The sequence below is a fragment of the Lysinibacillus sp. FSL R5-0849 genome (genome assembly GCF_038595075.1).
Lineage (GTDB): Bacteria > Bacillota > Bacilli > Bacillales_A > Planococcaceae > Lysinibacillus > Lysinibacillus fusiformis.
On the sequence record NZ_CP152004.1, the window covers coordinates 376,140 to 390,392 of the forward strand.

General features: G+C 36.6%; 13 protein-coding genes and 1 riboswitch. Of the genes, 10 read left to right on the plus strand and 3 right to left on the minus strand.

Going from position 1 to position 14,253, the window contains the following annotated elements; genetic code table 11:
• Positions 1-120 precede the first annotated feature (120 nt).
• The gene (locus MKY80_RS01850) at positions 121-753 is read right to left on the minus strand and encodes a glycerol-3-phosphate acyltransferase (protein ID WP_342531710.1); all 633 of its coding nucleotides are present in this window, start codon (positions 751-753) and stop codon (positions 121-123) included.
• Positions 754-907: 154 nt separating this feature from the next.
• Positions 908-1,021: riboswitch (SAM riboswitch) on the plus strand.
• A 116-nt stretch (positions 1,022-1,137) separates the two neighbouring features.
• On the opposite strand from MKY80_RS01850, the gene MKY80_RS01855 reads away from it, so the two are divergent.
• The 3 genes from MKY80_RS01855 (at position 1,138) to MKY80_RS01865 (ending at position 4,617) form a co-directional block, all read left to right on the plus strand.
• Positions 1,138-2,442: an O-acetylhomoserine aminocarboxypropyltransferase/cysteine synthase family protein gene (locus MKY80_RS01855; protein WP_089985945.1), complete on the plus strand. Its 1,305-nt coding sequence runs from the start codon at positions 1,138-1,140 to the stop codon at positions 2,440-2,442.
• 330 nt (positions 2,443-2,772) lie between these two features.
• A complete protein-coding gene (locus tag MKY80_RS01860) occupies positions 2,773-3,159 on the plus strand; it encodes a hypothetical protein (protein ID WP_342531713.1) in 387 nt (128 codons plus the stop codon).
• A 471-nt stretch (positions 3,160-3,630) separates the two neighbouring features.
• A complete protein-coding gene (locus tag MKY80_RS01865; protein ID WP_090002430.1) occupies positions 3,631-4,617 on the plus strand; it encodes a homoserine dehydrogenase in 987 nt (328 codons plus the stop codon).
• 65 nt (positions 4,618-4,682) lie between these two features.
• Here MKY80_RS01865 and MKY80_RS01870 read toward each other — a convergent pair whose 3' ends face one another.
• Entirely contained in the window at positions 4,683-4,913 is a 231-nt protein-coding gene (locus MKY80_RS01870; protein WP_036122699.1) for an excisionase, read from the minus strand.
• Between the two features lie 151 nt (positions 4,914-5,064).
• On the opposite strand from MKY80_RS01870, the gene MKY80_RS01875 reads away from it, so the two are divergent.
• The 4 genes from MKY80_RS01875 to MKY80_RS01890 all read left to right on the plus strand — a co-directional run bounded on the left by MKY80_RS01875 (position 5,065) and on the right by MKY80_RS01890 (position 9,065).
• Positions 5,065-5,943 (plus strand): EamA family transporter, encoded by an 879-nt coding sequence (locus tag MKY80_RS01875; protein WP_342531716.1) that lies wholly within the window; start codon positions 5,065-5,067, stop codon positions 5,941-5,943.
• Positions 5,944-6,019: 76 nt separating this feature from the next.
• Positions 6,020-6,712 (plus strand): response regulator transcription factor, encoded by a 693-nt coding sequence (locus MKY80_RS01880; RefSeq protein ID WP_008176208.1) that lies wholly within the window; start codon positions 6,020-6,022, stop codon positions 6,710-6,712.
• Entirely contained in the window at positions 6,690-6,845 is a 156-nt protein-coding gene (locus tag MKY80_RS01885; RefSeq protein WP_008176206.1) for a hypothetical protein, read from the plus strand. The genes MKY80_RS01880 and MKY80_RS01885 overlap by 23 nt, the downstream gene beginning before the upstream one ends.
• 15 nt (positions 6,846-6,860) lie before the next feature.
• Complete coding sequence (locus MKY80_RS01890) at positions 6,861-9,065, plus strand: MFS domain-containing histidine kinase (RefSeq protein WP_089985948.1); 2,205 nt, start codon at positions 6,861-6,863, stop codon at positions 9,063-9,065.
• 41 nt (positions 9,066-9,106) lie between these two features.
• Here the strand turns inward: MKY80_RS01890 and MKY80_RS01895 are convergent, their stop codons facing one another.
• Positions 9,107-10,255 (minus strand): acyl-CoA dehydrogenase family protein, encoded by a 1,149-nt coding sequence (locus MKY80_RS01895; protein WP_342531721.1) that lies wholly within the window; start codon positions 10,253-10,255, stop codon positions 9,107-9,109.
• Between the two features lie 305 nt (positions 10,256-10,560).
• On the opposite strand from MKY80_RS01895, the gene MKY80_RS01900 reads away from it, so the two are divergent.
• The 3 genes from MKY80_RS01900 to MKY80_RS01910 all read left to right on the plus strand — a co-directional run bounded on the left by MKY80_RS01900 (position 10,561) and on the right by MKY80_RS01910 (position 14,161).
• Positions 10,561-11,640, plus strand: a complete 1,080-nt coding sequence (locus MKY80_RS01900; RefSeq protein WP_089985950.1) for a metallophosphoesterase — start codon at positions 10,561-10,563, stop codon at positions 11,638-11,640.
• Positions 11,641-11,743: 103 nt separating this feature from the next.
• Positions 11,744-12,577 carry an undecaprenyl-diphosphate phosphatase gene (locus MKY80_RS01905; RefSeq protein WP_012292617.1) on the plus strand — a complete coding sequence of 278 codons (834 nt, stop codon included), beginning with the start codon at positions 11,744-11,746 and terminating at the stop codon, positions 12,575-12,577.
• Between the two features lie 291 nt (positions 12,578-12,868).
• Positions 12,869-14,161 (plus strand): globin-coupled sensor protein, encoded by a 1,293-nt coding sequence (locus MKY80_RS01910; RefSeq protein WP_008176197.1) that lies wholly within the window; start codon positions 12,869-12,871, stop codon positions 14,159-14,161.
• Positions 14,162-14,253: the final 92 nt, after the last annotated feature.

Consider the following 14,253-nt stretch of genomic DNA (forward strand, 5'->3'; position numbering starts at 1 on the left):
AGAATTCGTCCATTTGTTGTATAGAATGAAAAGAAGCGAAATATGTCTGTTTTACAGCTTTAATAGTAATTAAAGAGATAATTTATGGTCATAAAAAATACAAATATCTCCTAAAAAATATTATTTCTTTTTCTTGAAGGCAGAAGTAACTTTAGGTTCGGTTCCATTGATTAAACGTTGAATATTTTCAATGTGCAAAATAATAGCAATAGCAAAAAGTAGAATGGCAATAATGGTCGGGCCAAGCCCAGGAATCCATAAATAAGTAGCGGTACAAAAAATGAGGTAAAACTCTAATACCCCAACAATTAAATAGTTCGTTGCAAAAGATAAAATAATAAATAGAATAAGTGCAAATAAACCAATCTTCCAATCAACCGCAAGTAAAATTCCAATGATAGAGGCAGTCCCTTTTCCACCATTGAAGCCCATATAAAAAGGGAAATTATGCCCCAAAATAACCCCTGCAGCTATCAAATAGGTGAGGAGCCATGTTTGTTCTGCTGTTAAATGTGTTGCATCTGTTAAATAAAAATGTGCACCGACGATGGCTACGACGCCTTTGCCAATATCGATAAGAGCTACTAAAACGCCATATTTCCAGCCGAGTGAAAGCGTAGCATTAGAGGCACCAGCATTGCCATGGCCAGCTTTTTTTAAATCAACCCCGGATAAAAATTGTGCCACTTTAGAGCCGTGAATACAGCCAATCAAATAGCCAACAACTAGAAAACAGATCACGGCTTTTACCATAAAAATACTCCTTTCAAATTTTTTTTAAAATAGTGTATGCGTTCTTACTACGTAAAAGAGCAGACAGAAGTTTCGGAAAAAATAAAATTTAGATGTTGACAGAAAAAAACTCTATGCTTATACTTTGTAACAACGATGGAAATTGAATCTCATACTCTTATCAAGAGCGGCGGAGGGATAGGCCCTATGATGCCCGGCAACCAGTAGGTGATGAACTTACTAAGGTGCTAATTCCTACAGATTCTTACTTGGATCTGGCAGATAAGGGGAGGAAAACTTGCAACCGCAACCCTCTTCTTAGCTGAAGAGGGTTTTTGTTTTCTACAGAAAAATCCTCCTCATCTCCGGTACCATCGTAAAAAAATAACCAAATGGAGGTACACAATGACAAATTTTAAACCAGAAACACTGCTGTTACATGGCGGTCAAGAACCAGACCCAGTGACGGGTTCTAGAACAGTTCCTGTTTACCGTTCAACTGCTTTCGTTTTTAAAGACACTGCTCATGCGCAACGTCTTTTTGCCTTAGAGGAAGCGGGAAACATTTACACGCGAATTACGAATCCGACAGTGGATGTTTTTGAAAAGCGTGTGGCTTTATTAGAAGGTGGGACGGCAGCAGTAGCACTTTCATCTGGTGCAGCAGCTATTGCATTTTCTATTTTAAATCTAGCTGGAGCAGGAGATGAAATTGTAGCAGCCAGTTCTTTATATGGTGGTACGTATAATTTATTCGCTAATACATTACCAAACTATGGTATTAAAACGATTTTTGTAGATGAAACAAACCCAGAGAATTTTAAGGCTGCCATTACTGATAAAACAAAAGCTGTCTTCGCAGAAGTTTACGGTAATCCAAGCTTAAAGGTTTTAGATATTGAAGCTGTAGCTAAGATTGCACATGACAACAGCTTACCATTAATTATCGATAGTACATTTGCTTCTCCTTATGGTTCTACACCAATTGACTACGGTGCAGATGTGGTAGTTCACTCAGCAACTAAATGGATAGGTGGCCATGGGACAACTCTAGGCGGTGTTGTTGTAGACGCTGGTAAGTTTGATTGGACTAGTGGGCGATTCCCAGGCTTTACAGAGCCGGATGCTTCTTACCATGGTTTACGCTATGGAATAGATACAGCTTCTGCAGCATTTGCTACAAAGCTGCGTGTACAGCTGTTACGTGATTTTGGACCAACGTTAAGTGCAGATGCAGCTTTCAATCTATTACAAGGTTTAGAGACGCTTCATTTGCGTATCCCTAAACACAATGAAAATGCTTTAGCTGTGGCTGAATATTTACGTAACCACCCATCTGTGGAGTATGTAAATTATAATGGCCTGGAAGATTTTCCAACACATGAGTTGGCGAAAAAGTATTTAAAAAATGGCTTCGGCTCAGTGCTTACATTTGGCATTAAAGGTGGACGTGAAGCAGGACGAAAGCTTATTGATCATGTAAAGCTGTTTTCACATGTGGCAAATGTAGGGGATGCTAAGTCGCTAATTATCCATCCAGCATCTACTACACACCAACAATTATCAGCAGATGAACTAATTCAAGCTGGCGTAACCGAATCGCTCATTCGCTTATCAATCGGTTTAGAGGCAGTGGAGGACATCATTGCAGATTTAGAGCAGGCTATTACTCAGGCAACAGCAACAACTGAACAAACAGTAGAAGCGTAATATAGAATGACAGGCGAGTGTTGTAGCGTTTACGTATTTTCTCATTCGAATAGCCTCATTTGGTATACGTCAAACGTTGCTACATTAACCAATTACCTCATCCGGTAATTATCAGAACCTTTTAAAAAATAATACCAAGTAATTTTATATGTATTATTGACTTTGTTAAAACCTTGTTATATACTTGGAATTAAGTTAAGTGTTCGGAAAAACCTCGTTGAAAAGGTAAATGTTTTCATAAGTGCTCCCCCCACTTTTGAATAGATAGGAGAGTAGTTACATAGCCAGTGGCTACTCTTCAAAAAAACTGATGATAAAGGAGTGTTTAAAATGGGTAATCTCTATAGTGCGCAAAACATTGCATCTTATCTAATTTATGAACTAAATGAAGGGCATGTATTTGTTAACAATCAATCCATTCAACACATCCTTACATTAGTGGAACATAAATGGCAGCAAATTTTTGGTCATTCAGCATATCAGGAACAGGTTTGCGCAGATGATATTGGCTATACGATTAAGGAAATTTATGAGACATATGAGAAGTATGGTGTGAGCCACATCCAGCTTCCAGCAACAGAATTTTATTTGAAATACGGTACATTTCAATTAGTAGAACGTACGTATGCAATACCAAATTTTACAGAAGAAGAAATTAGTATTGTTCAACAAGCTTTAACACAATATCGTTTTCAATTGCTTTCAAAAGCGAGCTAAATAATCCCTCATATATTTAGGCTCATTCTCTGCTGCTACAGGGAATGAGCCTTTTTTATAGTAGTTTAATTATTTAGCTGGTTTATGGGTGTCTGAACATACATATATAATAGAAGAAAGACATCATTATTTGAGAGTAAAGAGTCAATATTTGTTCGAATTTTATGGATAAACTAAAAAAACGTATAGTAAAAGGAATGAAACCGATTTCTTTTGCACGTCTAGGGAAAACAAATGTCCTTCCTAGAAAGATTTTTCTTGTGTAAAGTATATATATGCGTTACAATTTTCTTTAAGTTAAATTTCGAATTATTTGAATTTGTATATGATCTAACATGTACTGAATATCAAAATTTATCCAAAATTAAGGGTTGGCTAAGGCCTGCGGTTGGTGTCAAATGATTTGGCACAACCCCACGGAGAGTTTGGCTTGATGAAACTGCGGAATGTAAGTTGGAGGGAATAATAAGAATGGCAACTATAAAGGCAGCGATTTTAGGATTTGGAACGGTAGGTCAAGGGATCTATCATATATTAAATGAAAAGCGGGAAGATCTTAAAAATAAATTAGGCATTGAGTTGGAAGTAGCGAAAATTTTAGTAACAGATGCTAGCCGCGAACGTGTACCAGGCACAGCACATTTGATGACTACAAGCATGGATGATGTATTGGCTGAACCAGGCATGCAAGTAATATTTGAAGCCATTGTGAATGAAGAGCCTGCATATAGCTATTTAAAGAGAGCGGTAGAGAATAAATGTCATGTTATTACTGCCAACAAAGTCATGTTTGCAAAGCGTGGGTTAGAGTTACAAGAACTTGCAAAAGCAAATGGTGTCTTTGTAGGCTTTGAGGCGACTACTGCTGGAGGAGTACCTGTTATTAAAACGATGAAAAATATATTACTTGTTAATGATGTTAGTCGTATACAAGGTGTTTTAAATGGTACTTGTAATTATATTTTAACTAAAATGCGAGCAGAGGGCTGGTCATTTGATACAGCTTTAAAAGAAGCGCAAAGTTTAGGCTACGCTGAGGCAGATCCGTATAATGATGTTTCTGGTCAGGATGCCTTTAAAAAGTTAATGATTTTAAGCGCCCTAGCATTTGGAGAGCAACCTGATTGGGCGGATGTAGAAGTTATCGGCATAGATAGTATTTCAGCTTCGCAGGTCCATGAGGCATGTGAAAAGGGTTTACGTTACCGTCATGTAGCTGAGGTGGAAAAACTAGCTAATGGGAAAATTGTAGCAAAGGTTGGACCACAACTGGTTGATAAAGAACATCCACTTTATCCAGTCGATGATGTGTTCAATGCAGTTGCATTAGAAACAAATTATATTGGTACTTTAACCTTAGTAGGTCCTGGTGCTGGAATGTACCCAACAGCAAGTGTGATGGTAGAAGATTATGCTGAAATCATCGGGAAAAGGGCAGGATTTGTTGTAACGATTTAATCATTATTATTTTATAAAGGTAACCCGCCATTCAACAATGATCTATTGATTGAATGGTGGGCTTTTTAATCCTCGTCTTTTACGTCAATATCCTCTGGTATCGGGGTAGATCTCCATATTTCAATTTCCTCTTTAATACGTTCCAATTGATTAAAATACGTACTAAATTGTCCACTATTTATGAGTATCATATTTCCATCGAAAACGGAACGGATGCGTCCCTCATAGACTAGGCGTATTATTTGTTCTTCAGGCATACCTAGTTCAATTGCTGTCTCTTCAATTGTTTTGTACATACAACTCGCTCCTTTAACTGTATTCATTATAACGTCCATTTAACCGAATGCATACTGGAGTGGATGAAAGAAAAAGTAAAAATGATAATTGTTTGATTTTGGATAAATATGTATGATTAGTATTGGAAGGAAGAAGGCGGAGGGGGTCTACATGTTAAATCTGTTATTTGTATGGTTAGCAGCTATTTTATGGGGGATGACAGGAACTGCCCAAACGTTTTTAGATAATAATGTATCTCCGATTGCAGTCGCCATTATTCGTTCTGCCATTGGTGGTGGAATCCTCTTAGCTATTACAATTTTTTGGCGAAAAATTAATTTTCTACATTGGTCGTGGAAATGGATGATTTTAGCTGCGGCTAGTATTGCTCTTTTTCAAGGTCTTTTCTTTTCATCAATACGTCTAACAGGTGTAGCAATTGGAACTGTTGCGACCATTGGAAGTGCACCGGTATTTTCAGGCATTATTGAATGGATTATATGGAGAAACCGACCATCTATTATTTGGGGGCTAGCTACATTGATAGCGATCATGGGCTGTCTTTTATTGTTTATCAATAATGGGGAAGAAGCTGTACAAATGGGTGGCTTTGGTTTAGCGCTCTGTGCAGGGTTATCTTTTGCCTTTTATACAAATATTAGTAAGAAATTAATGGTGCAGGAAGATGCTTTACCAGCAGTTGCTATGACGTTTTCGCTCTGTACTTTATTTTTACTACCGTTTTCACTGTCTAATGGTTTTGCTTGGTTAGAAAATATGCAAAATTTATGGACGATACTATTTATGGGAATTATGTGTACTAGCGTAGCTTATTTACTGTTCTTAAACGGTTTGCAAAAAATAAATTCATCAACAGCTGTAACTCTATCCTTAGCTGAGCCATTGACAGCCGCAATACTTGGCGTTTTTCTAGTCGGAGAACAGTTAAGTGGCGTGTCCTGGCTAGGTGTAGCAATGCTATTAGGCAGCATTGTTGTGTTGACGATAGGTGGGAGGCAAGAAAGGCTTCATAATAAGCTAAAACCTTAAGAAATTCTTCATTTTTTTACTAGCTGGATTTTAAGATTTGAAAGGTACACTTATATTTGAGAGCGAGGTGTCTATCATGACGAAACTAACAGTTCTTGTTACAGACGACGATCAAGATATTCGTGATGGTATTGAAATTTATTTAAAAAATGAAGGCTATAATGTTATAAAAGCAGCAGATGGCTTAGATGCAATAGACAAGCTAGAAAATAATGAAGTACATTTAATTATTTTAGATATAATGATGCCAAATATGGATGGGATTACTGCGACATTTAAAATTAGAGCAGAGCGCAATATCCCTATTATTATGCTTAGTGCAAAGGCAGAAGATGGAGATAAAATTCATGGATTATCGGTAGGCGCGGATGATTATGTAACAAAGCCATTCCATCCATTAGAGCTATTAGCACGAGTGAAATCACAGCTTAGACGCTATGTACAACTAGGAACGTATAGTGAAGGTGCAACAAAAGTAGAAATTGACGGGCTTACTCTTGATGAAGATGCTAAAGAAATCATTTTAGAAGGAGAACCAGTTCGACTAACTCCAATAGAATATAAAATTACGGAATTATTAATGAAAAATGCAGGGCGTGTTTTTTCGATTCGTGAAATTTATGAACGAGTTTGGAATGAGGAAGCCTACAATGCTGAAAATATTGTAGCTGTGCACATTCGAAAAATTCGTGAAAAAATTGAAGCGGACCCAAAAAACCCACGCTATCTAAAGGTGGTATGGGGCGTTGGCTATAAAATGGAAAAATAAAATAGAGAAGTATATGACTATTGCAGGATTCATTGCAGGTGTTGTTGGACTTATTTATTTTGGCGTTTATGCTTATCAAATCGTCGATTCTCGCTCCTCAGAGGTTTTACAGTTACTAGAAAGAATTTTTTAGAGGAGTGTTAGTGGTATGATAAAAAAATGGAAATCCCTACTGGTGTTAATGAGTCTCATTTGGACTATTTTCGGCATCTTTACTTTTTGGCATGTAGGCTATCAGTATATTGGTAAGTCCTATTTCGAATCAGAAAATTTCCAACATGAAATCGATAATTTTACTTCAGAACTCGGGCCGTTAGTAATAAATTTACCGAAGGCTGAAGACTTAAAAGGGAAAATAGAGATTACGCAGTCTCAAATAGAAGATCATCGAAATTATTATGGTACATTAGGACAGCAAATCGATAATATTAAACAACAATACGAACAGCGAATTCAGGAAGCAATGGATGCCAATGCGGGAGAATTACAAATAAAGTTAGAGACTGAACGAGATAATAAAATTAAAGACATTACGGCAAATTTCGAAAACGATGAACATGTAAGAAAGAAGATTCTTGCTGGGGAAGAAGCACTCATCGATAAATATATAAAAGCAGCACAGAGTGAAGCTAAAAGCTTTAAAAAGTCTTATGATTACTGGTCTTATGAGTTGACGAATACGGAAACAGGAGAAACATACCGTGCAGGTGATGTTTCAGAAAGTAGTGCCTATAAAATAAAGTATTCTGAGCGAAATCCATTGTATGTGGGGAATATTAGTAATAATGTAAGGGATATTTTTTACCGTACAGAAACTTATGTGGATGTCGATAATCTTTATGAAACAACTGAATATATAGGTGTCTTAACCATCTCTAAAAAAGCAGTTCAATCATTAGGTGTTATGCAGGATTATAATCGTTTTCACCGTAATCAATATACCTACTTCTTTATATGGCTCACTAGCATAATAACGGCAATTTTTGCTTGGAGAGGTCGTAAGGATGTACTGCAAACTGTTAAAGGAATGAAGGAAAAAGACGTTTTAAATAAGGTGAAATTCGATTTTCAAGTTGTTTTAGTGTTGATCACAGGGTTTATGTATCTTATTTCATCTCAAATTGTTTTTGAGTCGATTGAATACACTTACGATTACAATTTCCAATATAATTATGTACGCTCTATACTAGATTTCGCCTTTAAATTAGGTGTGTTAATTATCATAGGAATTGCTTTCTTTATTCAATTAATTTGGCTTTATACAAGAATAGATACGTTGAAAAAGTTAGAGCAAAATGTGAAATCCAGTTATTTATGGTCACTCGGGGATTCAATTACGGATTTATTTATTAATCGCTCTATAGCGATGCACGCACTGTTCATGTTAGGGGCAGCCTTCTTTGGAGGAGGTAGCCTTGTCGCTTCTATGTTAAGAGGAGGAGCTTTCCCAGTTCTTGTTCTAGGTGTGTGTATGTTTGTAGGGTTTCCAACCTTGATTGTTTTCTTATCAAGAATGGGTTACTTAAACCGTATTATGAAGGATACAAAAGATATGGCCAATGGGCGACTGAATCGTGACGTGAAAGTGAAAGGGAAGTCCCCACTCGCTAGTCATGCTGAAAATCTTAATCATTTACGAGAAGGCGTTCGAACATCTATGCATGAGCAGGCTAAAAGTGAACGTTTAAAAACAGAGCTTATTACCAATGTGAGTCATGATTTACGAACTCCGTTAACTTCGATTATTACGTATACGGATCTTTTGAAAAAATCTAATCTTACAGAGGAAGAACGTCAACAATACATTCATATTCTCGATAAAAAATCAGAACGTTTAAAAGTATTGATTGAAGATCTCTTTGAAGTATCGAAAATGGCAAGTGGTAATATTGAGCTTCAACGAAGTCGTGTAGATTTGACACAACTTATTCAGCAGGCGGTAGGGGAGCATAAGGAAGATTTATTACAGTCGCGTTTAGATTTACGAATGACGATGCCTCATGAGCCTATTTATGCCTATGTAGATGGTCAAAAATGGTGGAGACTCATAGATAATTTAATTGTTAATGTATTGAAATATGCGTTAGAGGGTACCCGCGTCTATGTGACGTTAAAACGAACAGCAGATGGTGATGCTGAATTAACGGTAAAAAATGTTGCGAAGTATGAAATTAATGAAGACGCTGATGAACTATTTGAACGTTTCAAACGTGCAGATGCTTCACGTCATACAGAGGGATCTGGACTTGGATTAGCCATTGCGCAATCTATTGTAGATTTGCATGGAGCTCGCATGACAATTGATGTGGATGGCGATTTATTTAAAGTGACAGTTCGAATTTCAGCAGTATGAGGAAAAGGTGGTGGCAGAGGATTGCCACCATCTTTTTTTCATTATAAGCCTAAGTTCTTCGCGATAATTACTTTCATGACTTCATTCGTGCCTGCATAGATGGACATAACAGGAATGTCTCTGTACCTTCGTGCAATCTTATATTCCTCCATATAGCCATAGCCACCATGAAGCTGCATGCATTGCGTGGCTATCTCACGGGCATTTTCAGTTATCCAGTATTTTGCCATGGATACTTTCGTTACCACATCTTTTCCTGCGAGATGCTCTTCAATCAATGATTCCAGAAATGATTTACCGATCTCCATTTTAGTAGCCATTTCAGCTATTTTAAATTGTGTATTTTGAAAGTCTCCAATGGACTTGCCAAATGCTTGGCGTGATTTTACATAGTTTAGTGTTAAGGCAAGCATATCCTCAGTTGCTGTTTGTGCTGCAATTGCCACAGCTAACCGCTCTTGTTGAAGTTTTTCCATCATATAAACAAAGCCCTTACCTTCTTCACCAAGTAGGTTTTGTACTGGCACTCGGCAATCTTCAAAAAATAGCTCAGCTGTATCTTGAGCATGCATACCGACCTTTTCCAGCTTCCTCCCTTTTGTAAAGCCTGGTGTACCTTCTTCAATAACAAGTAGACTAATACCTTGGTGTTTTTTTTCAGCGGATGGATTTGTTTTCACGGCGACAACCGCTAAGTTGGTATGAATTCCGTTTGTAATAAAGGTCTTTTGGCCATTTACAATATAATGGTCTCCATCACGAATAGCTGTTGTTTGAATATTTGCTAAGTCTGAACCTGTACCTGGCTCAGTCATGGCGATCGCTGTAATATAGTCGCCTGAAATACATTTTGTCAGCCACCGTAATTTTTGTTCATGTGTACCGAAGGATTCAATATAAGGTACGACAATATCATTATGCAGGCCGATCCCAATAAGACTTGAGCCTATACGCTCAAGCTCTTCTTGAATAATAACACCAAAACTAAAATCAAGACCTAGTCCACCATATTGCTCTTCTACTTGAGGGCAAAGATAGCCCATATCACCAAGTCTTCGCCAAAATGTAAGCGGGATAAGATGATCTTTTTCCCATTGCGCATAATGTGGCTCGGCTTCTTCTGCTAAAAACTTACGAAAGGTTTTACGAAATAACTCATGCTCTGTTGTTTCAAATTTATAACGTGTCATTTGAACTAGCACCCCTTTTTGCTCGTAAATACGTAAATCTTCTCTATCATCTATTATGTTACTGGAATATTTGTGAAAATAATAGTAGCTTTTTATACTAAAATGACGAAATTGTAATTTATGTCCAGTGAAATGTCATGTAAAACAAAAGAATGATACGAAATAATGAGCTATGCTTACAATGTAGGGTTAAAGCATTTAGTTCCTATTTTCTTTAGAAGATTATTCAAGTACTTCATCCCATATGACTGTTACATATAAATGATATAATCAACTAAATATATAGGAAAGTAGAGGACGAAGATATGCCAAAAGTAATTGGAGGTATACTTTTAATTAGTATTTATAGTGCGTTGACTTTCTATTTGGGGTGGGGAGTAAAGCAGTGGCTAGGGGCTATGGGATGGTTCCGTTACCCAATCTTATTTTGGTTAGTACTGTATCTTGTCGCTTTCAGTATTATTATTGGAAGATTGCATGAGTCCTTACGATTCTTTTCAGTTATTGGTAATTACTGGATGTTTATTTTTGAATACGGTTTATTGCTATGTTTAGCAGCACAATTGATTATTTGGCTAACACCCTTTAAAAATGTACAAATAATTGGTAGTATAGCAATTGCTGTATTATTTATGCTAAGTATTATCGGCTCTTATTTAGCCTATTCTCCAGTCGTTCGTCATTTAGAAATAACTGTTGATAAGAAGGATAGTGAACTGAAGTCATTGAGAGCTGTTGTGGCATCTGATTTTCATTTAGGTGTTTTATCGCATAAAAGGCATTTACAACGTTTTGTTGACTTATCGAATGAAGCACAGCCGGATATTGTGTTGCTAGCTGGAGATATTGTCGATGATGATCCAAAATGGTTTGTTCAAGGGGAAATGGCAGATGTCATGAAACAGTTAACATCTACATATGGAACTTATGGTATATTGGGGAATCACGAATATTATGGTAAAAAGATTCCTGAATTTATAAAAGAAATGAAAAATGCCAATGTAAATATACTACTTGATGAAACAATTCGTATAGATGATGCGTTTATATTAACAGGGCAAGAGGACAGGACGAATAAAGATAGAAAGTCACTAGCAGAGTTAAAGTCTTCCGAAAGCTTACCATGGCTCGTAATGAATCATACGCCTGACGATTTGTTAACTCCTTCGAAACTGGGGGTGGACTTACACATGTCAGGTCATACGCATAAAGGTCAACTGTGGCCAAATCAGTATATTACCGCTCGAGTGTTTGAACTGGATTATGGTTATAAGTTGAAAGATCAAATGCATACACTTGTTTCATCAGGCTATGGCTTCTGGGGTCCGCCAATGAGAATCGGTAGTAGGTCAGAACTTTGGATAGTGGATATGAAATTTCGTTAATGGCTACAGCTGTGGGTGACTTATAGGTGAAATAGCAGTAGTATATGAAAATGGAGTAATTTATAATAAGTGAGTATTTGATTAATAAAGGTAAGGTGACAAGGTGGAAATTATAGAGTTATTAAAAGCACTGATTTTAGGCTTTGTTGAAGGTATGACAGAATTTGCCCCAGTATCTTCAACTGGCCATATGATTATTGTTGACGATATGTGGTTAAAAACAGAGGAGTTTTTAGGTAAATATCCTGCCAATACATTTAAAATTGTCGTTCAATTGGGCTCCATTTTAGCTGTTATCGTGGTGATGTGGAAGCGTATGTTAAGCCTAGTTGGCTTATACAAAATTGATGGTCAGTCTCAGTCCATTAATAGACGTTTTAACTTATTGCATGTTATTGTCGGTATGCTACCAGCAGTTGTCTTAGGGTTTGCATTTAAGGATTTTATTGACGATCATCTATTTAAAGTAGAGCACGTTGTTTATGCACTAGTAGCAGGGGCTATCCTAATGATTGCAGCCGATAAATTGGCACCAAGAAAACCAAAAGTAGATTCTTTAGATAAGATTTCATATGGTTTAGCCTTTAAGGTTGGGCTAGTTCAATGTTTATCTTTATGGCCAGGATTTTCACGATCAGGTGCGACTATTTCTGGTGGGGTATTATTCGGTATGAGTCACCGTGTGGCAGCCGATTTTACATTCATTATGGCGGTACCTATCATGGCAGGAGCTAGTTTAGTATCTGTTTTGAAAAACTGGGACACATTATCAATGGATTATTTCGGATTCTACGCTGTCGGATTTATTAGTTCATTTATCTTTGCGTTACTATCAATCAAGTTTTTCTTAGCACTTATTTCAAAAGTGAAATTAATGCCTTTCGCAATTTATCGTTTAGTTTTAGCAGCAGTTCTTTGCGTAATTATTTTCATGTAAACAAAAAGTCACTCTTCTTTCACAAGAAGCGGTGGCTTTTTTGCCTTAAATTTATTGCTTTTTCAATCCATCTTTCAAATAAAATGAATAAAATTAGGTATATAGTATTTGTTTTAGAGTAAATGTGTTATTGTATTTAATAAATACAGACAACATTTACCCATATATTGTTCATTTGGTAGGTTTGAGATTATAATTGATACATAAAGTATCTACTTATTTGTTGTTTTTTAATAGCATGTAGGATAATAGACTTAGCTCGGTATATGATTATAATATGAGGTGGATAAAATGTTTCAAATTGTAAGTAGATCTAAGAAAAATACAATTGAAATAAGTAATGAAGCTAATATAGGCATTTTTATTAAAAATCCTGATCGTTTATTGCAATTGAATCTTGTGGAATTAAGCGTATATGATCTTCAATTAATTAATAGTTTAAAGCCATATGTGGAAAGAAACGTTGTGGAGGTTGTTGCGGCATTTTATCATGCAATTGAAAGTGTGCCAGCATTACGTGAGGTTATTCAAAGGCATAGTTCCAGTGAGCGCCTACGTCAAACATTACGCCATCATATTATTGAAATGTTTGAGGGGAGAATAGATGAAGCTTTCCTTGAAAAGCGTAGACGTGTGGCAAAAATGCATGTGAAAATTAACTTATATCCGAAGTGGTATTTAGCAGCCTTTCAAATTCTTGAAAAATCTTTACGTAAGATAATTTTTGAACTTCGTTTGTCTAAGGGGGAGGAAGAAAAATTTTGCGATGCCATCAGTAAAATATGTAATTTTGAACAGCAAATTGTTTTAGAGGAATACGATAACTATGCAAATACATTGATTGAGGAACAGCGCAATAACGTTCGAGAGCATGTCAAGGATGTAATTGGTGGGATTTCTACTCACATAGAGGCTCAATCACAAAATACATCGGATACAGTGACAGAGCTTGTTAATAGTGCCCAAAAGGTGAACGATTCATTGAAGGATAGCATTCATGAGGCAGAATCGATGCAAAAGGTTTCAAGTGAAGGCTATGCCAAAATTGTTTCTATTAATGAACAAACAGGGAAAATTCATCATAAGACATTTGAAATGGCAAATATGGTGGAGCAGTTGGATGAATCCTCTTCAAAAATCAATGCAGTGGTTGAAATGGTTAAAAGTATTTCGGGTCAAACAAACTTATTGGCATTAAACTCGGCAATTGAGGCGGCGCGTGCTGGGGAGCATGGCAAAGGTTTTGCGGTTGTTGCCAATGAAGTACGTAAGCTTGCGGATCAGACGAAAAGTTCAGTTGAGCAGATTGCTGATTTAATTCAGATGTCTAATGGAATTACCACACAAGTAGTTCAAGCTATACAGGATATACAAGAGCTCGTAAATAATAGTATCAAACAGAATGCCGAGTCCTTAAAGGCATTTGATGCAATATCTACCTCCGTAGAGGATTCCATTTCAAATTTCCAAAACGTAGGGAAGCAAATATCAGATTTAGCAAATATTATTGAGACGATAGGTGAATCCTCTGATGAATTAGAGAGAGTTGCCAATCGTTTGAATACGACCATCAGAGAATTTTAAATGAGATGTAACTATGCATACAGCTTATGCATAGTTTTTTTATGCTTACAAAGTGGATAAAATGATTGATTTCACGGATAAACAAAGTCTTT

Excerpts from the sequence above, each read along its gene's own strand:
- MKY80_RS01850 (WP_342531710.1), bottom strand. The coding sequence starts at position 753 with ATGGTAAAAGCCGTGATCTGTTTTCTAGTTGTTGGCTATTTGATTGGC.
- MKY80_RS01855 (WP_089985945.1), top strand. The coding sequence starts at position 1,138 with ATGACAAATTTTAAACCAGAAACACTGCTGTTACATGGCGGTCAAGAA.
- MKY80_RS01860 (WP_342531713.1), top strand. The coding sequence starts at position 2,773 with ATGGGTAATCTCTATAGTGCGCAAAACATTGCATCTTATCTAATTTAT.
- MKY80_RS01865 (WP_090002430.1), top strand. The coding sequence starts at position 3,631 with ATGGCAACTATAAAGGCAGCGATTTTAGGATTTGGAACGGTAGGTCAA.
- MKY80_RS01870 (WP_036122699.1), bottom strand. The coding sequence starts at position 4,913 with ATGTACAAAACAATTGAAGAGACAGCAATTGAACTAGGTATGCCTGAA.
- MKY80_RS01875 (WP_342531716.1), top strand. The coding sequence starts at position 5,065 with ATGTTAAATCTGTTATTTGTATGGTTAGCAGCTATTTTATGGGGGATG.
- MKY80_RS01880 (WP_008176208.1), top strand. The coding sequence starts at position 6,020 with ATGACGAAACTAACAGTTCTTGTTACAGACGACGATCAAGATATTCGT.
- MKY80_RS01890 (WP_089985948.1), top strand. The coding sequence starts at position 6,861 with ATGATAAAAAAATGGAAATCCCTACTGGTGTTAATGAGTCTCATTTGG.
- MKY80_RS01895 (WP_342531721.1), bottom strand. The coding sequence starts at position 10,255 with ATGACACGTTATAAATTTGAAACAACAGAGCATGAGTTATTTCGTAAA.
- MKY80_RS01900 (WP_089985950.1), top strand. The coding sequence starts at position 10,561 with ATGCCAAAAGTAATTGGAGGTATACTTTTAATTAGTATTTATAGTGCG.
- MKY80_RS01910 (WP_008176197.1), top strand. The coding sequence starts at position 12,869 with ATGTTTCAAATTGTAAGTAGATCTAAGAAAAATACAATTGAAATAAGT.